The sequence below is a fragment of the Pseudoalteromonas piscicida genome, assembly GCF_002208135.1.
GTDB lineage: Bacteria > Pseudomonadota > Gammaproteobacteria > Enterobacterales > Alteromonadaceae > Pseudoalteromonas > Pseudoalteromonas piscicida_A.
The window spans coordinates 2,932,640-2,955,829 of record NZ_CP021646.1 but is presented as its reverse complement, the minus strand read 5'-3'; the positions used below and the strand labels follow the sequence as shown (position 1 = coordinate 2,955,829).

The following is a 23,190-nucleotide window of genomic DNA, read 5'->3' as shown; positions in this document are numbered from 1 at the left end:
CTTGTGGGTTAGCCTTTTTATTCTGCACGATACGTAAATTCGAGCATAAACTATATGCTAACGCAACTTAGGGGAGAGGACAAATGAGTTGGGAATATTTAGGCTATTTAGCCTCTGCTTTTTTGGTCGTTTCTTTGATGATGAGTGATGTTGCTAAGTTGCGTTGGTTCAATTTAATGGGCTGTATTTGTTTTACCGCTTACGGCGCACTTATCCAAGCTTGGCCGGTGGCATTAACTAATGGTTTACTGGCACTAGTTAACACCTACCACTTGGTCAAATTACAAAAAGATCAGCGCTGATATTTAAGCTCACCTGCAATCCAGGTCTGCTCGACTTTAATATCATCAATTTTATCTTCGCTTACGGTAAAGTAATCTTGGTCGATTAAGATAAAATCGGCCCACTTTCCTTGCTCTAAACTTCCCAGTTTATATTCTTGAAACGCCGCATAAGCAGCATCAATCGTAAATGCTTGGAGTGCTTGTTCTCTGGTTAGCTTTTCTGTTGGACGCCAGCCATCTTTGGGTAAATCTTGATGGTCTTGTCTGGTGATAGCGGCATGCAGACCATGGAAAGGGTTTGCAAGCTCCACTGGAAAGTCAGAGCCCGCCGCGACTCTACTTCCTTGCTTTAAGAATGTTTGCCATGCGTAAGCGCCGCTAAGCTGTTTGTCGTCTAGGCGCTTTTCGGCCATATGCATATCAGATGTGGCATGAACAGGCTGCATTGATGGAATAATATCTAACGTCTTAAAGCGAGGGATATCATCCGGATGGACAATTTGTGCGTGCTCAATACGATTTCTTAGCAGTCTTCCTCCTGCTTTTTTAAAAACGTGTTGATATGAGTCTAGCACGATGCGATTCGCTCTATCGCCAATGGCGTGGGTGTGCGCACTGTAGCCGCTGCGTATGGCTTGGGTGATCAATGCTTCCAAGGTCGCTTGGTTTTCGAGCATTAATCCTTTGTGGCCTTTGCGATCATGGTAGTCGCGAATAAGTGCCGCCCCTCGGCTGCCAAGTGCACCATCAGCATAGATCTTTACACTACGAATAGAGAGTTGATCTCGTGTGTCTTTTATCACTCCGGCGTCTAGCATCTCTGCGAGTTTAGGCGAGCTTGCGCTTAACATAGCGTAGACGCGTAGAGGCATAGTGTGTTCCTTGGCGCGTGCTTGGTAAACCTGCCAAGTGGTGTGATCAATCCCGGCATCATGGGCTGAGGTAATACCTAAACTCAGCAAGTGTTCTCCTGCTTTATTCAGCGCCCTGTTTACCTGTGTATCCGACTGAGCTGGGACATGAGTGCGGATAAGATCTTCAGCCTTGTCGATAAAAATACCACTCGGCATACCGCTATTGAGTGTGATGATTTCACCGCCTTCAGGTGTCTTTGTTGATTGTGAAATGTTGGCAAGCGCCATCGCTTTTGAGTTTACCCAAATAGCGTGACCATCAACGCGAGTGAGTATGACGGGCTTATCTTTTACGTATTTGTCGAGATCGGCTGCGGTTGGGAATTGTCCACCAGGCCATAAGGTTTGATCCCAGCCACGACCTATTATCCATTCACCTTCATGGGCTTTTGCATATTGGCTAAGCTGTTTTCCCACTTCTGCAATGGTTTTGCTGCCGCGTACGTCGAGTGTGAGTAAATTATTGCCCAGTCCAATGATGTGACCGTGTGCATCAATTAAACCGGGCAATAGGGTTTTCCCTTCACCATCAAACTTTGTCGCACTTGGGTATTGGGTGCTGAGATCCTTTAAACTCGTTTTTACGACTTTACCATCTTTAATTACCAAAGAAGAAAAGCGTTCAACTTGCTGCGATTTAGTGGGCGTATAACCATTTACATTGTGAATTAAGGTCACTTGAGCTGTTGATGAGAGGCTAAAGCTTGCCAAAAGCGCGAGGAATGTTTTTTTCATTATACTGTCCTTCACTGAGAGTGTTTATTCAGAATAATCATCTAACTCAATAAAGCCAAGTCTTTGAGTTGATCGTATACTTGGGTTTTAAAGGAGTGGAGTATCAATGTGAAGTTGTTTGTTGTATACCTAGGCGGTCGCATACAAGGCTGCCATATCGAAATGCACGATGTGCGCTTTGTCGCGGCGAATACAATTGAAGAGGCTTGTCCCAAATTAAAGCAGCAATGGGTTGGCGATAAAAATTCGGTGCATATGGATAGTTATACGGTAATTGAGCATGCTGATGGCTATGCTATTGAGCTTACAGAAGAAGATGTTGAGCAAGCCGAGCATTTGTACTTTGTGAATTTGGGGGGATATAAACCAGATAGTTTAGCCGAGGCACACGACTTCGGGCTGTTCGTTGCAACGAGTGCTGACGAAGCAAAAGAGAAAGCAAAAGCGCTTTTACTTAACGGCTTTAGCCATATTCATAAAGATGATTTGCATGATGTGGATGACTGTTTTGCAGTTGATTTATTTGATCAGAAATTAAATATCAAGCTCACCCACAGTGGCCAATCAACGCCGCTTACCCCCTTGTGGTTTGGTTATCATCCTCTGTAACCAATAAGGTGAGGGGAAACCTTAGCCCTCACCCTCTTCGTTTTCATCGTTATCCGCTTTTATGGCTATTTTGATAGCGACAATCACGACGGCAAACATTAAAAACGGCAGTGCAGCCAGAGAATACTCAACGATGTGGCTGTCTTTGTAGCTAGGTTGCAAAATAAAATGGCCGCCGACACACATTAAGATCACTACGAATAGCAAAGGTAGCATCATAATCTCTTTGTTCTTTTTGTGTTTTTTCATTCTGAACTCAGCTAATTATTCTTTCATTGAATGGTGATCACTCTCTCACACGCGGTGCAAAAAAGCCTTGATCGAAATCAGTGCGGCGGATTATACCAATTCACTCTGAGTTAGAAATAAAATTCATGAGTTTATACCAATTGTATTAATTAAATGAGCTATTTGAAGCGGAGGAATAGCTTTAGTAGCTCCGCTCTCGCGTCCTGCTACCGCCAAGGTACCTATATCCATATAGGCAAGGAAAAAATTTTGCTATTTAGTTGTTCTAAATGAGAAATTTTTAACGACGCTAATATGGTATTTCACCCTTCAAATTGGTTGGAGAGTTAATGCAATTGGTATTATTACTTGGGAGGGGGAGTGTCCGTGGTATAACGAAGGTCTATCGCTGTAAAATTCAACAAATACTATGACCAAAAACAATACACAAACCATTGTTGTCAAGCTCGGCACAAGTGTCTTAACTGCAGGCAGTCAGAGCTTAAACAAGCCCAGAATTGTTGAGCTGGTGAGGCAGTGTGTAACGTTACGTCAAGCTGGTCATCAGGTCATTGTTGTATCTAGCGGTGCTGTTGCTGCAGGGCGCGGTACATTACAGCAACAAATTGGTCATTCACTAGCTGAAAAACAGATGTTGGCAGCAATTGGGCAAGGTCAATTAATCCATTTATGGCAGTCTTTGTTTAGTATTTACGACGTTAATGTGGCACAAATGCTACTGACACGGGCCGATCTTGAACACCGTGAACGCTATCTAACTGCACGGGACATGCTCACTAAGCTCTTAGAGCATCATGTCGTGCCAATCATCAACGAAAACGATGCAGTGGCAACGTCTGAAATCAAAGTTGGTGATAACGACAACCTCTCAGCTTACGTCGCAATTTTAGCAAATGCTGATAAATTGGTATTACTCACCGATCAGCATGGTCTTTTTACCGCAGATCCCAGAGCCAATCCAGATGCGCAGTTGATAGAGCAAGTAACACATATAAACGACGAACTTAGAGCACTAGCAGGCGGCAGTGGCACGCAACTTGGCACGGGAGGTATGGCGACGAAGTTGCAAGCGGCAGACATCGCGCAGCGAGCAGGCGTTGATGTCGTGATAGCAAAAGGAAGCGAATATGACATTTTACCGCAAGTACTAACGCAAACTGCACCAAGCACGACGTTTTTGAAGTTTGATGCACCTGTTGGGGGGCGCAAACGCTGGTTACTGTCTGGCCCTAAATCAACTGGTAAAATTATTTGTGATAGTGGTGCAATTAATGCGATATGCAATCAAGGAGCAAGTTTACTAGCAAAAGGCATTGTGTCGGTTGAAGGGCAATTTAAACGTGGCGAGCTGGTTCAAGTGTTTTGCCAACAGGGTACGTTACAGGCACAAGGTTTATCTAGCCTAAGCAATCATGAGCTTGGTTTGGTAATAGGCCGCCACAGTAGTGAATTTGCACAGTACCTTGGCTTTGAAAGCGCTGAAGAAATCATCCATCGTGATAATTTGGTGGTATTGAATCAGCATAGCCAACACGAAGCGTTAAATTAGCCTATAAATTACTGTAAATTCAGGAGGCTGTTCTACACTTATCAAGAGTCAATTTATTAAGAGGCCTTGAATGTCGATTAGCTATTCACCCTGTGGTCATGAACTTACGTTAGAGCTCTTGGCGCAAAAGAGTGAACGGGTGCTAACGCAGGCACTTGAGCGCGTTATCTCCGATGTTTGCAAAGAAAGCTACGCATTTTATTTCAGTAAAAGCCTATCGGAAAAAGAAATCCCAAAGTCCGTATTTGTTAGCCATCGCGACTTTTGTATCGTGGTGGGGTCTGCAGATGCTGTTGTGGATAAATTACAGCAGCGTCAAGACGATAAACATCTCATTCAATACCATGGTGATAGTGTTATCCCGCTTTATCACCAAGCCCAACTCGTTGGCTTTTTGTATGTAGAAGGTCAAGTAAATCTTACGACCGCGACTTTAATGAAACACTTACTCACTGTTTTTGCGCATCAAATGGCGACATTGCACTTTGCTCGAATCGATCCGCTCTCTGAGCTACTAAATCGGCAAACGTTTGATGAAAAAGTCATGGAAATAACCAATGGTGATGGGTTTACGGTATGCCGTGATGACAGTGAGGCGCGCAGGTGGTATTTGGCTATGGCAGATATCGATCACTTTAAGCAGGTGAACGACAACTTTGGCCATGTGATCGGCGATGAAGTGATTCTGCTGGTGGCACAAAAGATTAAAGCCAACTTCAGAGCAGAAGACTATGTGTTTCGCTACGGCGGTGAGGAATTTACTGTGCTGTTTCAAAGTCACAATGACGACTCTGCCTTAGTGGCGCTTGAGCGCTTGAGGGAAGCAATTGCCTCTAGCCGTTTTCCGCAAGTAGAGCATGTTTCTGTCAGCCTAGGTTTTACTGAAGTGGTCGATACACTACAAGTTTCTGAGCAAGTTCATAAAGCCGATCTCGCGCTTTATCACTCAAAAGAAAATGGCAGAAACCAAGTCACAAACTACCTCGCTTTGGGGCTAGCTGAATCACAATACGCATGTGCAGAAATAGAGTTGTTTTAAGCTCATCTTATATATAGCGCTTAAAGAATATGCTAAACTCCCCGACCTCTTTTTTAGCGAATTTAGCAAAAGGTTTGGGAAACGTTATGCAATTTGTAAGATGGTTTTTAGGACGTCTGATTTTACTTTTTGATTTTATTTTTACCCCACGCAGTAAAAAACGTGCCGCTGAACAACAGCAAAAGCTAGATGCAATGACGGCGAACTTAAAGTTATACCAGTTTAAGGCATGCCCATTTTGCGTTAAAGTACGCCGCGCTGCCAAGCGTGAAGGGCTTAAACTTGAAACCCGTGATGCCAAAAATGATGAGCAATATCGCCAAGAGCTGCTAGAGCAGGGCGGTAAAGTGAAGGTGCCATGCTTGCGAATCGAAGAGCAAGGGAAAGTCACTTGGTTGTACGAATCCAATGACATTGTTGCTTATCTAGAAAAGCTAGAAAAGGCAGCTTAATTCACGCGCCTCACTATGCGCTAATCGGGGGCTATGCTAGCATAGCGCCATTAATCGACTAATCCATTTTTAAGAGAATTTTGATGACTATCCGTACTCGTGTCGCACCCTCTCCAACAGGTGATCCGCATTTAGGAACGGCTTATATTGCCTTATTCAACTATTGCTTTGCTAAGCAGCAAGGTGGTGAGTTTGTATTACGAATTGAAGATACCGATCAGGTACGTAGTACTGTTGAGTCTGAGCAAGCTATCATGGACAGCCTGCGCTGGTTAGGGCTTGACTGGGATCATGGTCCAGATGTGGGTGGCGAGTTTGGTCCATACCGTCAATCAGAGCGTTCTGACTTATACAAAAAGTTTGCACAGCAGCTTGTAGATGATGGTAAAGCGTTTTACTGCTTTGCGACGGCTGAAGAGCTAGAGCAAATGCGTGAAGAACAGATGGCAGAAGGGTTACGTCCTAAATACGACGGTCGTGGCTTGCGTCTATCTGAAGAAGAAGTAAAGGCAAATCTTGAAGCAGGTAAGCCTTATGTTATCCGCATGAAAATCCCAGAAGAAGGTACGTTTAAGTTTAACGATTACCTACGCGGCGAGATTGAGATCCCATGGGAAAACGTAGACATGCAAGTTTTGTTGAAAGCCGATGGCTTTCCAACTTACTTCCTTGCAAACGTAGTAGATGACCACCACATGGAGATAAGCCATATCTTCCGTGGTGAAGAGTGGATCAACTCTGCGCCTAAACTACTAAAACTGTATGAAGACTTCGGCTGGGAAGCGCCTGTGCTTGGTCACTTACCGCTACTTCGTAACCCTGATAAGTCTAAGCTGTCAAAGCGTAAAAACCCGACTTCGATTAACTACTATAAAGAAATGGGTTTCTTACCAGAAGCACTACTTAACTATTTAGGTCGTATGGGTTGGTCAATGCCGGATGAACGTGAAAAGTTCACTTTGGCTGAGATGATTGAACACTTTGATATGAAACGCGTATCACTTGGTGGACCTATCTTTGATATTGACAAGCTTAACTGGTTAAACGGTCTATGGATCCGCGAAAACCTAACTGATGCCGAGCTTATCCAGCGTTTTGTCGACTGGAAGTTTAACGGTGATATGTTGGCTCGCGTACTTCCTGAAGCTAAGGCGCGTATCAACACGCTATCAGACTTGGTGGGGCTAGCAGGTCACTTTGTAGCGGGCTTACCTGAATACGATCCAGCGTTATTAACTGCTGGTAAAGCAGACGAAGAAGTGGTTCGTCAGGCGCTGCAATTCTTTATTTGGGAATTAGAAAAGCTGCGCATTTGGAACAAGTCTGAGATCTTCTCTATTGCAAAAGCTGTTGCGACACACCATGAGTTAAAGATCAAAGAGTTCTTAGAGCCTATCTTCGTTGCTATCACTGGCAAAACTTCATCGACTTCGGTAGTAGATGCGATGGAAGTGTTAGGCTCAGACCTTTCTCGTGCGCGCTTAAGAGTGGCACTCGAGCATATCGGCGTATCTAAAAAGCAAGCTAAAAAGCTTGAAAAAGCATACCGTGAGTATCCGTCAATTGCATAATTGCGAGACCGTATTGCAAAAGCCGCTAATGTAGCGGCTTTTTTATTGTCTGAAATTTATCGCGTTTACCGTTTTCCTTGTAACAATAACGCATCAAGAGACTGCTTTAACAGTTGAATTTGCTCCATACTTAAGCCCGCTTTTGCCATCATTTGTGCTGGGATACAAGCGCATGATTGCTCAAGGGCTCTACCGGCCTCGGTTAAGTGAATGAAGGTTTGCCGTTCATCATCCGGGTTTTTGCCACGGGTAACGAGACCACGCTCTGCTAATCGCTTAAGGAGTGGTGTTAGGGTGTTACTATTAAGTTCAGCTCGCTCGCCTATTTCTTTCACGAGCTGTCCGTCTTGCTCCCATAAAATCAATAACACTATGTATTGCGGATACGTGAGCCCAACCTCTTTGAGTAATGGCTGATAAAGTCTTGTGACCTGTCTTGACGCACTATATAGCCGAAAACAGATCTGGTTATCGAGATTGAGCTGCGGATTAGATAGACTCATTTAATAACTTTTCGATATCTTTGGCTATTTGTTCAGGTTTGGTGATTGGGGCATAGCGTTTAACCGGTTCACCCTGTTGGTTAAATAAAAACTTAGTGAAGTTCCACTTGATTTTATTACCAAATAGCCCCGGGAGTGCAGACTTTAGGTATTGATATAGTGGGTGTGCTTTGTCGCCATTAACCTCTATCTTTTCCATCATCTGAAAATCAACGCCATAATTGATTAAGCAGCCTTCTTGAATTTGTTTTGCATCACCGGGCTCTTGTTTACCAAACTGGTTACAGGGAAAGCCAATGATCACAAGGCCCTTATTTGCGTATTCTTGATGTAGTTTTTGTAGCCCTTCGTACTGTGGTGTTAATCCACACTCACTAGCCGTGTTAACAATAAGCACAGCCTTGCCTTGTAAGTCGGTAAAGCTATATGCCTGACCTTGTAATGTGTTTGCTTCAAACTGATAGAGTGTCGTCATTTTTAATCTTATGCGATTTAATCGTGTGCGATTTAATTTAAACTAAGTACGATGTGTGTGCAACAGCTGTTGAGATTATTTTGCAGCACCTTGTTGATATTTGGCGCTTAGCATCGCAAGTCGTCTGGTGATCAAAGTGTGATCTTGCTTAGGGAGATATTTTAAGTGTGTGGTTAAATAGGTATTAGTGGGATATAACGCACGGATCATTTGGTTGGCTTTTTCGATAAACGCTTGAGTTTCTCGGGTGTGGCTACAAGCAATATGACCTTCGAGGTGAGGGAGATTATTTGCTATTGGCAACGAACCCACTAGGTGTGCCTTGTCCTTTGGAAAGCTTTGCTGAAAAATTGCGGGGTAGGCTAATATAAAGTCGACCTTACCTTCGCTGAACTGTTCCATAATGGTTTGTGCTGACGTTTTATACGGTCTAATGGCAACATTTTGCGGTTCTAGTTGTGCTAATGCGGAGTCAATGGTATTGCCGTAAGACTTACCGACCTCTTTGATGATGATGGCTTGTGGATAGTAAGCCATCAAGCTTGCAAGCGACTTCAGTTTACCCGTGGCATTCACAAGGCTGGCATCCATCGGAGTGCGTTGTTTGAAGTAATATAATCTATGGCTCGGATAAAGGTGGATAGGGATGGTAAACAAGAAAGCTTGCTGGCGACTCGGAGTTTTTAGGCGAGACACCGCGCATACTGGCTCTTCACTTGTAAGTAACTGGTTAAGTTTGGCTGGAGTAACAATTTTAAAATCAAAGTAATCTCGGCCAAACTGGTTTAACAGCAAGTTGTTGGTATCTGACTCTAAACTATGGGATTTTTTGGTAAAAAGTCTGTACTCGTCGGCAGGTTCATTCGAGATCAGCAATATTTTTGCGTTGCAGCACGCACAAAACAACAGCAGTATTAGCAGTAAATATTTCATTATCGCTCCAACCCAGCAAAGCAAACACCAGTTTACTATAGAACATTGTGCTTAATTAGCATTCAAAATGCGATGCTAAATCAAGATAAGCGGTTATTTAATCTTAACTCTTTGTGCTGAGTTTTATAACCTGTCATCATTGCAGTGATTTTTACCTATGGGGCAAATAAACGATGACCAAAGTGTGGGATGGATTTATCCGCGGGTTTCACTGGCTGCTCGTAGCAGGGCTAGTAACCTTATATATTACCGGTGAAGAAGGCATGATGGATCTTCACTTTGTTACCGGCTATTTATTGTTGGCGCTGATGGCAACGCGATTAATTTGGGGTGTTATTGGAAGCCAAACCGCTAAATTAAGTACGCTATTTCATTCACCTAAAGCTATTTTATCGGCTATTAAGTCAAAACAAAGCCATGTGGGGCATAATCCTGCAGGGAGCTTGATGGTACTGCTCTTTTTTGTGCTGATCATTGTTCAGCTCGTATCAGGTCTGATGACAACAGATGATATCTTGGTGGAAGGACCACTTGCGCAATATGTGTCTTACGACTTAGTTGAATTAGCTGGCGATATACATCACACCAATATTGAATTCTTAATTGCTGCCATTGCACTGCATATATTTGCTATTGTGGTGTATCGCCTAAAAGGTCAAAACCTAGTAAAGACGTTAGTCACCGGCAGGCAAGACAACGCAGTTAGCACACCCGCTATGAAATCGGGTGTTGTTGCATACCTTGTCTTTATTGCACTTTCAGCTTTGTTACTCATGACTTGGGGCGCTGAGCCACTGCAAGGTTTAATGTAACTCAATTCTGAACAGAAGTTAGCAAGGTTATTGCTTTCAATAACCTTGCTAACCTTTCGTGGCAAGTTCGGTCAATGTAATATTTGTTAACAGGTTATCGTAACAGATATGACCTCTATTTCAGAAAATTCTGGTAAGATGGCGCAGTTTTATCTTAGAGGTTAGAGAAAAGTAGCGATGTTAGAGCCGTATTATCAACAACAAGCAAATGAGATCACCATCACCAGAGAGCAGGGGAGCTTATTTGCAAAAGGAGTCGCGGACGACTACAACCCACTGCACGACATCGATGCAAAGAAGTTTTGTGTACCGGGTGATCTACTTTTCTCCCTAGTGTTAAAGCACTATGGTTTAAGCGAGAATATGGAGTTTAGCTTTGTAGGCATGGTTGATGAAACGACAACGCTCATATTGCCAGAAGGTGCTGCACAATTTGATATTACCGCAAATGATAAAGTGATGCTGTCTGTGTCACGTGCTGGTGAAACCAGTACTTGCCCAACACTCATCAATAGTTTAACGAGAAATTACGTTGAATTTTCGGGCACCACTTTTCCTCACGTCATCATCCCATTGATGGGTGAGCAAGAGGTAATGATCAACCCTGCAAGGCCAATGGTGATTTACGAGTCTATGTCTATTCATATGGATGATATATCGGTAACGGAAGTGACATTGGAAGCGGCTAAGCCTGAGTTTAGCTATGAAGGCAAACGTGGCAAGATCAACCTGCGCTTTAATTTGCTGTCGAACGGCACTAAAGTCGGTTATGGTGAGAAGCACATGTTAGTATCAGGGATCCGTGAGTATTGCCAGCAAACGGTTGATGATTTGATTGCCTACTACAACGATAGAAAAGTCGCATTAAAGCCGTAACCTTCCTGTACACGCTGACGTGAAAGTCAGCGTGCTGCCCTCACAGCCTTCTTTTTAAACAATAATTCATCTACTCCTCAGCTGTCCGCTATACTGTTTAGATAAAATGGTAATTGAACTAAATGGTATCACTGTGCCGTATGCAGATTTGCTCAAACCAGAAGCCTCACAACAAACATTATTAAAATGGCAAAAAACAGTCGATTTAATGGCGAAGATTTTTTCGGCGCCTGCTGCATTTGTGGTGCAAAAAAAAGAAGATGGCTTTGCAGTGATGATTGCAAGCGACCAAGAAGAAAACCCGTATCCTGCTGGTGGTTTGATACCGCAAGAAACCAATATCTTTTGTAAGCATGTTGTCGCCAATAACCGCAATCTATATGAGCAACACGCCAGTGTAAATTATCAATGGGACGATAACCCAGAGGTTGCCAATGATGGGTTTGAGTCTTATTTGGGTGTACCCATCCATTGGCCCAATGGAAAGTCGTTTGGCACTTTGTGTGTGATGGACTTTAAACCCACGAATTACGCCGCTTCGCTGGTTGAGTTTATAGAGCACTTGCGCGATATGCTAGAAGACGATTTGGTGATGATTGAGCGCTATAGCAAAATAAAAGCGATAGCGATGCAAGATCCGTTAACTGAAGTATTAAATCGTCGCGCGACCGAAATACTCGCAGAACATAAGCGTGACATTGCCATGAAACTGGGTGGTGCAGTTTACTGTATCTTTCTTGATTTAGATGGTTTTAAACCGATAAACGACAGCTATGGTCATGAAATTGGTGATCTGGTGCTACAAAGTTTGGCTGAAGCCTTGAAGGCCGCAAGCTGCGAAGATGATATTATCGGGCGCTATGGTGGCGATGAGTTTCTGGCTATTGTGCAACGACATGACGAGAAAGCGGTAAACGATTTTATTTTTCAAAGCGAGGCTAATTTCTATCAAGCGTTAAAAGAGAAAAAGCTTCCCAAGTGCGGATTTTCAGCCGGATTTGCCAAGTGCGAAAGTAAGTTTGAAAGCATGGCTAGTTTATTCTCTCGAGCAGATAAACACATGTATAAGCAAAAACTGAGCTGAATGCTCAATGTGACCTAAAGCATATAGGCGACACCGTTCCTGACAAGAGATGCTCTTTGGTGAACAATGGCGATTTTACGTAAAAAGCGGACTAATAAACTAGCCATCACAGCCCACCTTTCATCAACTACCGCAATGGCTAAATAACATCTGCTATTTAGCTGCGAAAATTACCGTCATCAAGTTGTTAAAATGGCCAAGATCGGAGAGAATATAGCAATCTTTGTTCGAATTTAGCGTGGCCGAGTTTTGGTTCGGTTGCCAATGCCATAAGTAGAATTTCAATGTCAAATATGAGTATTCCGCAGGAAGTGTCGCGCAGACGTACTTTCGCGATCATTTCACACCCGGATGCGGGTAAAACCACCATCACCGAAAAAGTACTTTTATTCGGAAAGGCGTTACAAAAAGCCGGTACGGTTAAAGGCCGTGGCTCAAACCAACACGCCAAGTCTGACTGGATGGAAATGGAAAAAGAGCGTGGTATCTCGGTAACAACTTCCGTGATGCAGTTTCCATACAATGATGCCTTAGTAAACCTACTAGATACCCCAGGACACGAAGACTTCTCTGAAGATACTTATCGTACGCTCACCGCTGTTGACTCGTGCTTGATGGTAATTGATGCAGCAAAAGGTGTAGAAGACCGCACCCGTAAACTGATGGAAGTAACGCGTTTACGCGACACGCCAATTGTTACCTTTATGAACAAATTGGACCGTGATATTCGTGACCCGATGGAAGTGATGGATGAAGTTGAAACTGAACTTAACATCATGTGTGCGCCTATCACTTGGCCAATTGGCTGTGGAAAAGAATTTAAAGGTGTTTACCACATTCACCGTGATGAAACGATCCTATACGCAACGGGTCAAGGCCATACCATCCAAGAAAAGCGTATTATTAAAGGTTTAGATAACCCAGATCTGAACGCAGAAATCGGTGATGAATTAGCAGAGCAGCTTCGTGAAGAGCTAGAGTTGGTAATAGGGGCGTCAAACGAATTTGACCACGACTTATTCCTATCAGGTGAGTTAACGCCAGTTTACTTTGGTACGGCACTAGGTAACTTCGGTGTTGACCACATGCTTGATGGATTAACCGAGTGGGCGCCAACGCCATTGCCGCGCCAAACTGATGAGCGTGAAGTAAAAGCCGACGAAGAAAAGTTCTCTGGTTTCGTGTTTAAAATCCAAGCAAACATGGATCCGAAACACCGTGACCGTATCGCCTTTATGCGTATTGTGTCGGGTAAATATAGTCAGGGCATGAAGATGAACCACGTGCGTCTTGGTAAACAAGTCAGCATTGCGGATGCGGTAACCTTTATGGCGGGTGACCGTGAGCGTGCTCAAGAAGCGTTCGCGGGTGATATTATCGGTTTACATAACCACGGTACTATTCAAATTGGTGATACCTTCACACAAGGTGAAACGCTTAAATTTAGCGGTATTCCAAACTTTGCGCCTGAGCTATTCCGTCGCATTCGTCTAAGAGATCCACTTAAGCAAAAGCAGCTCCTAAAAGGGTTGGTACAGCTTTCTGAAGAAGGTGCGGTACAGGTATTTAGACCACTAATTAATAACGACCTGATTGTAGGTGCGGTTGGGGTGCTACAGTTTGATGTGGTTGTGGCACGCTTAAAGTCTGAATACAACGTAGATGCGATTTACGAGAGCGTAACGGTTCAAACCGCGCGCTGGGTCAGCTGTGATGACGATAAGAAAATGGCTGAGTTCCGCCGCAAGTGTGAGCAAAACTTGGCGTTGGATGGTGGTGATAACCTAACTTACATCGCACCAAGTCGCGTAAACCTGAATCTATCTATGGAGCGTTATCCTGACGTGAAGTTCCATGAAACTCGTGAACACTAATCGCTGCGTATTAAAGGAAAACAGATGAACATCAAAAGTATTTTAATTGAAAAAGCCAATGCAGCGATGCAAGCGGCTGGTATCCCTGAAGGTACAAACCCAGCGGTAACACAAAGCACGCGTCCTCAGTTTGGTGATTACCAAATTAACGGTGCGATGGGGGCTGCTAAAGCACTAAAAACTAATCCAAGAGAGCTGGCGCAGAAGATCATCGACAACCTAGACGTTGCCGATCTTGCAGAAAAAACAGAAATCGCAGGCCCAGGTTTTATTAATATTCACCTCAAGCCTGAGTTTTTAGCCACAAGCCTAGAGGCGGCAAATACGGATGCCAAGCTAGGTGTTGCTGAACATGCTACGCCTCACAAAGTTGTGGTCGATTTTTCTTCGCCAAACCTTGCTAAAGAGATGCACGTAGGTCACCTGCGCTCAACTATCATTGGTGATGCCGTTGTGCGTGCCCTTGAGTTCCGTGGTGACACCGTTATTCGCCAAAACCACATGGGCGACTGGGGTACCCAGTTTGGAATGTTGATAGCACACCTTGAAGATTTGCTAAACCAAGGTGTTGACCTTGAAAACGTCGCACTTGCGGATCTGGAAAGCTTTTATCGCGATGCCAAAAAGCGCTTTGATGACGAAGCTGGTTTTGCCGATAAAGCCCGTGATTACGTAGTAAAACTACAAGGTGGTGATGCACATTGTAAGAAGCTATGGCAGATGTTTATCGACACTTCTGTTAAACATTCTGAAGAAGTATACGGCAAGCTAAACGTGACGCTAACGCGTGATGATATCATGGCAGAAAGTGCTTACAACGACCGTCTTGCCGGTGTAATTGAGCTGCTAAAAGAGCAAGGCATTGCGGTTGAAGATCAGGGCGCTCAAGTCGTATTCCTTGACGAATTGGCAAATAAAGACGGTGAACCTTCCGTATTTATCGTGCAAAAATCAGGTGGTGGTTTCTTATATTCAACGACTGATTTAGCAGCCTGTGATTACCGCTCAAATGAGCTAGACGTTGACCGTATCCTAATTTTTGTTGATGCGCGTCAGGGCTTACATTTCAACCAAGTTGAGATCACAGCACGTAAAGCGGGTCTTTTAAAAGACAAAACCAGCTACGAGCCGAGCCTATTCGGTACGATGATGGGTAACGACGGCAAACCGTTTAAAACTCGTACTGGCGGTACGGTGAAGCTATCAGACTTACTTGACGAAGCGGTGAGTCGTGCGACAGAAAAGCTCGCTGACAGAGCCTCTGACTTATCTGATGAAGCCCGCCAAGAAATCGCACGCAAAGTGGGTATTGGTGCGGTGAAGTACGCCGATCTGTCAAAACACAGAACCAGCGATTATATCTTTAACTGGGATACGATGCTGAGCTTTGAAGGGGCGACGGCGCCATATTTGCAGTACGCCTATACCCGTGTTCGTAGTATTTTCCGTAAGGCAAACATGGATAGCGCCAGCCTAACTGGTCGCATTCAAATTCAAGCACCACAGGAAAAGGCACTAGCGCTTAAACTGCTGCAACTGGAAGAAGTACTTGATCTGATGATCAGCGAAGCAACGCCACACGTATTATGTAGTTATTTATATGAGCTTGCGAGCTTGTATATGACATTCTATGAAGCGTGCCCAATTTTGAAAGATGATGTAGCAGCAGACGTTCGTGAAAGTCGTCTAGTGCTATGTAATCTGGTTGCTAACTCACTGAAAACCGGCCTAGATTTGCTTGGTATCGAAGTGATGGAGCAAATGTAAGTTAGTTTTAACTTGCATTAAGGTATACTAGAAGCCGCTTTATAGCGGCTTTTTTTGTTAAGGAAATTGTGATGAAACTTGAAGACATTCGCAGAGAATATACCAAAGACGGTTTACGTCGTGAGATGCTAAAAGACACACCCGTTGAGCAGTTTGAAGCTTGGCTACAGCAGGCGATTGATGCCAAGTTTACCGACCCAACAGCGATGGTCGTCGCTACGGTTGACGAGCACGGTCAGCCGTCTCAACGCATTGTTTTACTCAAGTATGTAGACGAGCACGGTTTTGTCTTCTTTACCAATACCGGTTCACGCAAAGCGCAAGAATTAAAGCAAAACAACAAGATATGCTTGCACTTCCCATGGCATGAAATTGAGCGTCAGGTTATCGTGTACGGGGAAGCAGTTCCGTTACCAACCAGTCGCGTTGCCAAGTATTTCTTATCAAGACCAAAAGAAAGTCAGCTTGCAGCGTGGGCATCTCAGCAATCGCGCCCAGTGTCATCTCGTCAAGCGTTGATGCAAACCTTTAGTAGCATGAAAGACAAGTTCGCTAAAGGCGAAATCCCACTACCTGATTTTTGGGGCGGTTACTGTGTTGAGCCCACTAAAGTTGAGTTTTGGCAAGGTGGAGAGCACCGCCTTCATGATCGCTTTATGTATGTGAAGCAAGCCGATGGCAGTTGGGAAATTGAGCGGCTCAACCCATAAATTCGCCTTTATAGATAGTCACTGTCACCTCGATTTTGACGAGTTGGCAGATGACTTAGCTATGCATATCAAAGCTGCCCACAGCGCTGGTGTTGAGCGTTTTGTGGTGCCTGGCGTTACCCTTAAGCAATCTCAACAGCTTGTTGAGTTTCAAGCACATCATCCACAATGTGAAATCGCGGCGGGGTTGCACCCTTATTTTATTGGCGAACACCGCGACGAGGATATGACCGCGTTGGTCGAGCATGTAGTGCATAATCGTACCCAACTGTGTGCGATAGGAGAGTGCGGCATCGATACAACCTGCGATGCGCTGGAGCGGCAAATTGCGCTGTTTGAGGCGCATATCGCACTGAGTAATCAGGTAAAGCTCCCGCTAATCGTCCATCACCGTAAAAGTCATCACTTAATCGCCGCCGCGTTTAAACGTGTTAAGCCACAATATGGCGGGGTGATCCATGCTTTTTCAGGTTCAAAACAGCAGGCTGAATATTATATTGCTCAGGGTTTTAAACTCGGAGTAGGTGGCACAATTACCTACTCAAGAGGTGAAAAAACAGCGCAGGCAATATCACAGCTGCCGCTTGAAAGCTTAGTGTTGGAAACTGATGCGCCGTCGATGCCATTACATGGTTATCAGGGGAAGCCGAATTCCCCCAAGCGAGTCGCCCAAGTATTTGACAGGCTTTGTGAATATCGAAGCGAAACACCAAGCGAGCTCGCCTCAGCGCTCTATCGAAATACCACGCAGTTGTTTGGCTTGGGCTAAATTGATGATGTCGAGATAAATCTCGACCTACGAGTCAATATCACAAATGGGATATAAAACCATACCTACCAGCAATAGAAAAGCAGGTGTAGGAGCCGGTTCACCCGGCGATCTTTACGCTTTTACCACGATATAAAACCATACTTACCAACAATAGAAAAGCAGGTGTAGGAGCCGGTTCACCCGGCGATCTTGATGCTTTTATCGCGATATAGACCTGCAATCTCATTCCTTGCTCTAGCGCACTGTTCACTTCTGGTTAATGCTTATACACTTAATTTCAGCTCTCATATTTTTTGGACGAAAAAGCTTAAACATACCATTAAGAGGTTTTCACTTGTACGGGGTTAATCTCAGGCCGAACTAAGAAATCACCAACAGTTACAGAACAAAACTAGAATTAATCACAACAGGGATTGAGTTGTTATGTTTAATATAATTTTACTTGCTGCGTTAATGTTCACCTCAAATTTGGTAATTGCGTCACAAAAAGAGAACCCTTTTCCAAACGCATCCTGTAGTAATAAGGTCAATATCAGAGTTGTTGATGTTGTTTATTGTGTCGATAGCACGACACTATCAAAAATTAATTTTTTAGGGCTAAGTAACCAAACTGCGGTTGTAACTAGCCAAGATCAATCTGAGTTGGCAATTGCGTTAAACCCACCGGAAATTTCACTTGGTGATATGCATAAAAAGTTGAATATGAGCGTAAACGAATTTTTTCATGTCCTGTATCATTCGGATCCTAAAGTAAAAAACATAGCAAAGCTTCGCTCGGCTTTTGACATAGACGAAAACAATCCGATGAGTGTGTACCAAAACGGCGATACTTTTGCTTTTGTCGTTATGGGAGAAAATCAAGACTACGATAGGGTTTATATTAATAAAAAGGGAAGCGATGTTATCTATCAGATAAGTGGTGAGTTTAACCAATCTCAGTTAAATCGTATTCTCTCCTCGCTTATTTTGGATCTGTAGCATAGATGTTTGCCTTTTAAAGCGGGAGCCAGCTCACCCGGCGATCTTTACGCAGTTACCGCGATATAAAACATACTTACCAGCGATAAATAACCCGTGTAGGAGCCGGTTCATCCGGCGATCTTGATGCTGTTACCGCGATATAAAACCATACCTACCAGCAATAGAAAAACAGGTGTAGGAGCCGGTTCAACCGGCGATCTTTATGCTTTTTCCGCGAATTAAAACCATACCTACCAGCAATAGAAAAGCAGGTGTAGGAGCCGGTTCACCCGGCGATCTTTATGCTCTCCCGGCATAGCACCAAAGCTACTTAAGCCAATTGCCGATTAATAATTGAGATCATTTCATCAGCGTATTGGTGAATAAAAAAGTGCCCACCAGAAAACTCAGTAAGCTGATATGGTTGTGCTGTTAGCTCTTGCCATGCAGTAACATGTTCATTCAAGATCTCATCATCAACGCCATGGAAAACATGAATGGGGATAGGTAATGCACGCTGTTCTGCGACATAGGTATCTGCTATTTTAAAATCAGCTCTCAGCAATGGTACCAGTAGCTCCATAAGCTCTTTATTTTCAAGGACTTCTTTTGGCGTACCATTTAAGTCACGAAGCTCAGCAATAAATTCATCGTGTGGCAGAGCATGTAAATGACGTTTAGTTGAGGTGCAATGCGGTGCACGACTCGCAGAAGCAAATATTTTACGTGGAGTAGGCAAGCCTGCGTCTAATAATTGAAAAGCAAGCTCATATGAAATGCGACTACCAAGACTATGTCCAAAAAACGCGAAAGGCTTACTGGTCATATAGTCTTTGTGTACCATGAGTTCAGAGATAATATCCGGCATATTGTCTATTGCTGGCTCAATCAGTCGAGCCCCTCTCCCTGGAAGCTGCACAAAAACGAGCTCTACAGATTCACTAGTTTTATCTATCCACGGCGTAAATATAGCTGGTGACCCCCCGCATAAGGGAAGCAAAATAGCCGCAACTCAGCGTTTGGATTGGGTTTTGGGGTAATAAAAAGTTTACTATTCATATCCTTTATCATTTATCGTTCTTATATAAACCAACAGTCATATTATCAAAATATTTACAATAGTGACAATGGGAACTTGGCTTCATTTAATGAGTAACATTTTCAGGCGATGGTAGCATCTTTACTTTCTTGCGAATTTTGCGTTTTACTTCCCAGCGTTTTAATGCTCGACCTATTTGCCATGTGAATACCATCGTAATCACCAGCATCAGTAAAACGACTCGTCCAAGTTCATGGAAATGAGAGTGGCTTTGTGACATAGCAGCTTCTGTCAAATAGACCATGTTGACGAACCCAAGAGGTTGTCCGGTAGGCGTATAAACGGGTTCAGAAATAATGCTTTTGGTTTTGCTTAGCCCAGGCAAGGTTTGAGGTAGCTGCTGGTAATCTGTAGGTGAGGAGTTACCGTCGTTACCAACAATAAAGCGTCCTTGATAATCATAAATCGCGACTTGAAGCACAAAGTCATCGCTAGCGAGGTGATTTGCCAGTGCGCTGAGCCTTGGCGTATCACTGCGAGAGAGGGGCAATGCCACATTTTTTGCAAGCTGCTTGGTGAGGCTCCTTGCGGTAAGGTCTGCGCCATTATGGAGCAAGCGATGAGACTCAAAACTGGTATTAAACGCAAGCCAAGTCACCATTATTAAACACGTCGCGGCGATGCACAGGCGAAATAATCTACGCCCTCTGGTCGAGTTTAACACTTCTAATACATGTAAATTTTTCATATTTATCGCATATTGCCCGCTTTTGCTAAGGTCCAGTGCTGACAGCTTAGCGCAATCATGTTAAAAATCGGCTTAACGCTATCAAGGAGCAACTTATGTCGTCAATCATTCAATTCGCTAATCGTGAACTAAACACACCAATTCAGGAACATATGGCGCTGGATCATTGGTATAGTTGCCAAGGTAACACAAGCCTCACACAAGTAAATCAATTACCTGAGCTGACGACCCAATCAATATGCTTTTTTGGCCCAAATATACAATTGCAACACCTTGTGGAAGTCGCGAAGTTTCTTCGAACATTTGCTATCGAGCAAACTTATTTTACGGTATATCAACCTCATGAACAGCTCCCTGTTGCATTGGGTATGCGTTTTAACGCTTCGCAATTGCCGAGCAAGGCTGAAGTAAGAGATTTTGCAAAAAGCATTAATGCGCAAGGTGCGATTATAACGCAAGCACCTACTTTAGAAGAACCGGGGCTACTTGTGATGGATATGGACTCCACCGCAATTCAAATTGAATGTATTGACGAAATTGCTCGATTGGCCGACCGATATGATGAAGTGGCTTCTGTCACCGCACAGGCAATGGCGGGGGCACTCTCTTTTTCTGAAAGTCTACACCGCCGCGTTGCGTCACTTTCTGGCGTACCGTTATCACAAATTCAATCATTAAAAGAAAACTTACCGCTAATGCCCGGTATAGAGCTGTTGTGCCAGGCACTAAAACAGCATCACTGGCATCTTGCCATCGCCTCGGGTGGCTTTACATGGTTTGCAGAATCATTGATAGAGCCACTCCTGCTAGACGCTGTATTTGCCAATACCCTAGAAGTGGAAAACGCGCACCTCACCGGCAAAGTGCTAGGAGATATCGTAGATGCCGACAAAAAGGCGGAAGTGCTAGGTCAACTCGCAACCCAGTATGCGATCCCAATGACTCAAACCGTTGCCATTGGTGATGGCGCAAATGACTTAGTGATGATGGCAAACGCCCAACTAGGTGTGGCAATCCATGGTAAGCCAAAAGTGGTAGAAAGTGCCGACGCGGCTATTTGTGAAGGATCTTTGTTACAACTGTTATATTTGCTAGGTGTGCCGAAATAATATACGCTTTGATACGTACCATGGAAGGTGATTTCTCCAATAACTCGAGACTATGAGTTAAGTCAGCTCGTCTTCCTGACGGATTTCGACGCTCATCCATGGGCTACGACTACCTTTTCTTTGATGCCCAAAGAATCGTTGCGCAAAAGAAAGGGCACTCCCTCATCACCCGAAAAGCTTAACTTCTCGGCGGGTAAACCGCCTCCCACAACGCTATTTACACTGTGAGGCTGGAGCCGCTTTTGAGCTTATAAACTACTCTATTGCTACTGAGAAAGTGGAAATTCCACAGGCGACTTACTCCCCTCCATCACACCCGAAAAGCATAAGTCGATATGCAATGTGCCGATAGGATGTCGGCCAAGTCTTGTCATGCACAAGGACGTGCCTTACAAGACGGTTGCACTATGTCGGTTTAGGGTTTGAGGATTAAGTGTGATGCTGGGGCGACGTTTTCTTGGTTCGTTCTTTTTCGTCGTTTAAAAAGAATGAACGAGAAGCGCATGGATGCGCTTTGATACGAGCCATGGAGGGTTAGGCTAATATGTCCTCCTGACGGATTTCGACGCCCATGCATGGACTACAAATATCTTTCTTTGATACCGAAAGAAAAGGCACTCCCAACTTCACACTGACTCCTCAAGTAAATTGCCAATATGAACGTCACCGTGGTGTAAGGGCCATCCTTGGCCCTGTCACCGCTTTTCACGCATCCATGCGTTGAAATGACTCATTGGCAATTTACTTTCGGGTGTGATGAGGGAGACACAAGGCGCTGATAAATTCTTGTGGTGCTTGCAAGCAACTATGTTTCTGATGGCTTTGTGGACAGCTAACAGACAACTTATTTCCCCCTCCATCACACCCGAAAAGCATAAGACGATATGCAATGTGCCGACAGGATGTCGGCCAAGTCTTGTCTGGCACAGGGACGTGCCTTACAAGGCGGTTGCACTATGTCGGCTTAGGATTTGAGGGTTAAGTGTGATGCTGGGGCGACGTTTTCTTGGTTCGTTCTTTTTCGTCGTTTAAAAAGAATGAACGAGAAGCGCATGGATGCGCTTTGATATTAAACATGGAGGTTTATGTTACTAACGACTGGTAGCTCGAAATTTACCGTAAAGTCAGCCCGTCCTCCTGACGGATTTCGACGCCCATCCATAGACTACGACGACCTTTTCTTTGATGCCCAAAGAATCGTTGCGCAAAAGAAAAGGCACTTCTTCTTCACCCGAAAAGCATAAGCCGATATGCAATGTGCCGACAGGATGTCGGCCAAGTCTTGTCAGGCACAGGGATGTGCCTTACAAGACGGTTGCGATACCAATTGCATTAGGTAAATGAGCAATTTGAAGCGGAGAAATAGCTTTAGTAGCTAGGCAAAAATTTTGCTATTTAGTTGTTCTAAATGAGAAATTTTTAACGACGCTAATATGGTATTTCACCCTTCAAATTGATTGGAGACTTAGTGCAATTGGTATTATATATCGGCTTAGGATTTGAGGGTTAAGTGTGATGCTGGGGCGACGTTTTCTTGGTTCGCTCGATCGCGTCGTTTAAAAAGAATGAACGAGGAGCGCATGGATGCGCTTTGATATTAAACATGGAGGTTTATGTTGCTAACGACTGGTAGCTCGAAATTTACCGTAAAGTCAGCCCGTCCTCCTGACGGATTTCGACGCCCATCCATGGGCTACGACTTACTTTTCTTTGATGCCCAAAGAATCGTTGCGCAAAAGAAAAGGCACTCCCAACATCACACTGACTCCTCAAGTAAATTGCCAATATGAACGTCACCGTGGTGTAAGGGCCATCCTTGGCCCTGTCACCGCTTTTCACGCATCCATGCGTTGAAATGACGCATTGGCAATTTACTTTCGGGTGTGATGAGGGAGACACAAGGCGCTGATAAATTCTTGTGGTGCTTGTAAGCGACTTAGCTGCTTCAGGAGATAAAATCAGAATTAACAATCAGCGCTACTTTCCTCTCTCCAGCACACCCAATAAGCATTCTAATGCTGAATAAAAAAAATGAGTTAAAAATGCTTGCCTTTTATGTAACAATAACGCGCAAATAAAAACCAATCGCAGCACACTAGGAAGTCGTATTGTGTATTGGTGGAACA

Annotated in this window: 22 protein-coding genes; 15 read left to right on the top strand and 7 right to left on the bottom strand. The window is 44.1% G+C overall.

Annotated features, from left to right (window positions below; translation table 11 throughout):
- Window positions 1-83 precede the first annotated feature (83 nt).
- Window positions 84-302 (top strand): YgjV family protein, encoded by a 219-nt coding sequence (locus B1L02_RS13745; RefSeq protein ID WP_010379202.1) that lies wholly within the window; start codon window positions 84-86, stop codon window positions 300-302.
- Here B1L02_RS13745 and B1L02_RS13740 read toward each other — a convergent pair.
- A complete protein-coding gene (locus tag B1L02_RS13740; protein ID WP_088531466.1) occupies window positions 293-1,933 on the bottom strand; it encodes an amidohydrolase in 1,641 nt (546 codons plus the stop codon). The genes B1L02_RS13745 and B1L02_RS13740 overlap by 10 nt on opposite strands.
- 108 nt (window positions 1,934-2,041) lie before the next feature.
- Between B1L02_RS13740 and B1L02_RS13735 the strand changes: the two genes are divergently transcribed.
- The gene (locus B1L02_RS13735; RefSeq protein ID WP_088531465.1) at window positions 2,042-2,542 is read left to right on the top strand and encodes a DUF1543 domain-containing protein; all 501 of its coding nucleotides are present in this window, start codon (window positions 2,042-2,044) and stop codon (window positions 2,540-2,542) included.
- Window positions 2,543-2,563: 21 nt separating this feature from the next.
- On the opposite strand, the gene B1L02_RS13730 is transcribed toward B1L02_RS13735, so the two are convergent.
- A complete protein-coding gene (locus B1L02_RS13730; protein ID WP_088531464.1) occupies window positions 2,564-2,791 on the bottom strand; it encodes a hypothetical protein in 228 nt (75 codons plus the stop codon).
- A gap of 409 nt (window positions 2,792-3,200) precedes the next feature.
- On the opposite strand from B1L02_RS13730, the gene proB reads away from it, so the two are divergent.
- The 4 genes from proB to gltX all read left to right on the top strand — a co-directional run bounded on the left by proB (window position 3,201) and on the right by gltX (window position 7,402).
- The gene (gene proB, locus B1L02_RS13725; RefSeq protein ID WP_088531463.1) at window positions 3,201-4,340 is read left to right on the top strand and encodes a glutamate 5-kinase; all 1,140 of its coding nucleotides are present in this window, start codon (window positions 3,201-3,203) and stop codon (window positions 4,338-4,340) included.
- A gap of 70 nt (window positions 4,341-4,410) precedes the next feature.
- Window positions 4,411-5,379 carry a GGDEF domain-containing protein gene (locus B1L02_RS13720; protein ID WP_088531462.1) on the top strand — a complete coding sequence of 323 codons (969 nt, stop codon included), beginning with the start codon at window positions 4,411-4,413 and terminating at the stop codon, window positions 5,377-5,379.
- An 86-nt stretch (window positions 5,380-5,465) separates the two neighbouring features.
- Entirely contained in the window at window positions 5,466-5,831 is a 366-nt protein-coding gene (locus B1L02_RS13715) for a glutaredoxin family protein (RefSeq protein ID WP_128728591.1), read from the top strand.
- An 83-nt stretch (window positions 5,832-5,914) separates the two neighbouring features.
- On the top strand, window positions 5,915-7,402 hold the full coding sequence (gene gltX, locus B1L02_RS13710) for a glutamate--tRNA ligase (RefSeq protein WP_088531460.1): 1,488 nt from the start codon (window positions 5,915-5,917) through the stop codon (window positions 7,400-7,402).
- A 65-nt stretch (window positions 7,403-7,467) separates the two neighbouring features.
- Here the strand turns inward: gltX and B1L02_RS13705 are convergent, their stop codons facing one another.
- From B1L02_RS13705 to B1L02_RS13695, 3 genes are all read right to left on the bottom strand, one after another.
- Window positions 7,468-7,905 carry a MarR family winged helix-turn-helix transcriptional regulator gene (locus B1L02_RS13705; RefSeq protein ID WP_088531459.1) on the bottom strand — a complete coding sequence of 146 codons (438 nt, stop codon included), beginning with the start codon at window positions 7,903-7,905 and terminating at the stop codon, window positions 7,468-7,470.
- Window positions 7,892-8,380, bottom strand: coding sequence for a glutathione peroxidase (locus B1L02_RS13700; RefSeq protein ID WP_088531458.1), 489 nt, complete (start codon window positions 8,378-8,380; stop codon window positions 7,892-7,894). Before B1L02_RS13700 ends, B1L02_RS13705 begins: the two co-directional genes overlap by 14 nt.
- 75 nt (window positions 8,381-8,455) lie before the next feature.
- Window positions 8,456-9,313, bottom strand: a complete 858-nt coding sequence (locus tag B1L02_RS13695; protein ID WP_088531457.1) for a transporter substrate-binding domain-containing protein — start codon at window positions 9,311-9,313, stop codon at window positions 8,456-8,458.
- A gap of 173 nt (window positions 9,314-9,486) precedes the next feature.
- Between B1L02_RS13695 and B1L02_RS13690 the strand changes: the two genes are divergently transcribed.
- The 8 genes from B1L02_RS13690 to B1L02_RS13655 all read left to right on the top strand — a co-directional run bounded on the left by B1L02_RS13690 (window position 9,487) and on the right by B1L02_RS13655 (window position 18,186).
- Window positions 9,487-10,125 (top strand): cytochrome b/b6 domain-containing protein, encoded by a 639-nt coding sequence (locus tag B1L02_RS13690; RefSeq protein WP_088531456.1) that lies wholly within the window; start codon window positions 9,487-9,489, stop codon window positions 10,123-10,125.
- A gap of 177 nt (window positions 10,126-10,302) precedes the next feature.
- On the top strand, window positions 10,303-11,001 hold the full coding sequence (locus B1L02_RS13685; protein WP_088531455.1) for a DUF3581 family protein: 699 nt from the start codon (window positions 10,303-10,305) through the stop codon (window positions 10,999-11,001).
- A gap of 106 nt (window positions 11,002-11,107) precedes the next feature.
- On the top strand, window positions 11,108-12,085 hold the full coding sequence (locus B1L02_RS13680; RefSeq protein WP_223192001.1) for a sensor domain-containing diguanylate cyclase: 978 nt from the start codon (window positions 11,108-11,110) through the stop codon (window positions 12,083-12,085).
- A 284-nt stretch (window positions 12,086-12,369) separates the two neighbouring features.
- Window positions 12,370-13,959, top strand: a complete 1,590-nt coding sequence (gene prfC, locus B1L02_RS13675) for a peptide chain release factor 3 (protein WP_088531454.1) — start codon at window positions 12,370-12,372, stop codon at window positions 13,957-13,959.
- Between the two features lie 24 nt (window positions 13,960-13,983).
- Window positions 13,984-15,726: an arginine--tRNA ligase gene (argS, locus tag B1L02_RS13670; RefSeq protein ID WP_088531453.1), complete on the top strand. Its 1,743-nt coding sequence runs from the start codon at window positions 13,984-13,986 to the stop codon at window positions 15,724-15,726.
- A 68-nt stretch (window positions 15,727-15,794) separates the two neighbouring features.
- On the top strand, window positions 15,795-16,436 hold the full coding sequence (pdxH, locus tag B1L02_RS13665; RefSeq protein WP_197696989.1) for a pyridoxamine 5'-phosphate oxidase: 642 nt from the start codon (window positions 15,795-15,797) through the stop codon (window positions 16,434-16,436).
- Complete coding sequence (locus B1L02_RS13660) at window positions 16,402-17,205, top strand: TatD family hydrolase (RefSeq protein ID WP_088531451.1); 804 nt, start codon at window positions 16,402-16,404, stop codon at window positions 17,203-17,205. The genes pdxH and B1L02_RS13660 overlap by 35 nt, the downstream gene beginning before the upstream one ends.
- A gap of 426 nt (window positions 17,206-17,631) precedes the next feature.
- Entirely contained in the window at window positions 17,632-18,186 is a 555-nt protein-coding gene (locus B1L02_RS13655; protein ID WP_088531450.1) for a hypothetical protein, read from the top strand.
- A 313-nt stretch (window positions 18,187-18,499) separates the two neighbouring features.
- Here the strand turns inward: B1L02_RS13655 and B1L02_RS13650 are convergent, their stop codons facing one another.
- Together B1L02_RS13650 and B1L02_RS13645 are read right to left on the bottom strand one after the other, a co-directional pair.
- A complete protein-coding gene (locus B1L02_RS13650) occupies window positions 18,500-19,168 on the bottom strand; it encodes a thioesterase II family protein (protein WP_223192002.1) in 669 nt (222 codons plus the stop codon).
- A 145-nt stretch (window positions 19,169-19,313) separates the two neighbouring features.
- Window positions 19,314-19,955, bottom strand: a complete 642-nt coding sequence (locus tag B1L02_RS13645; RefSeq protein WP_088531449.1) for an AhpA/YtjB family protein — start codon at window positions 19,953-19,955, stop codon at window positions 19,314-19,316.
- 95 nt (window positions 19,956-20,050) lie between these two features.
- Here B1L02_RS13645 and serB point away from each other — a divergent pair, with 95 nt between their 5' ends.
- Window positions 20,051-21,064, top strand: coding sequence for a phosphoserine phosphatase SerB (gene serB, locus B1L02_RS13640; protein ID WP_088531448.1), 1,014 nt, complete (start codon window positions 20,051-20,053; stop codon window positions 21,062-21,064).
- The last annotated feature ends 2,126 nt before the right edge of the window (window positions 21,065-23,190 follow it).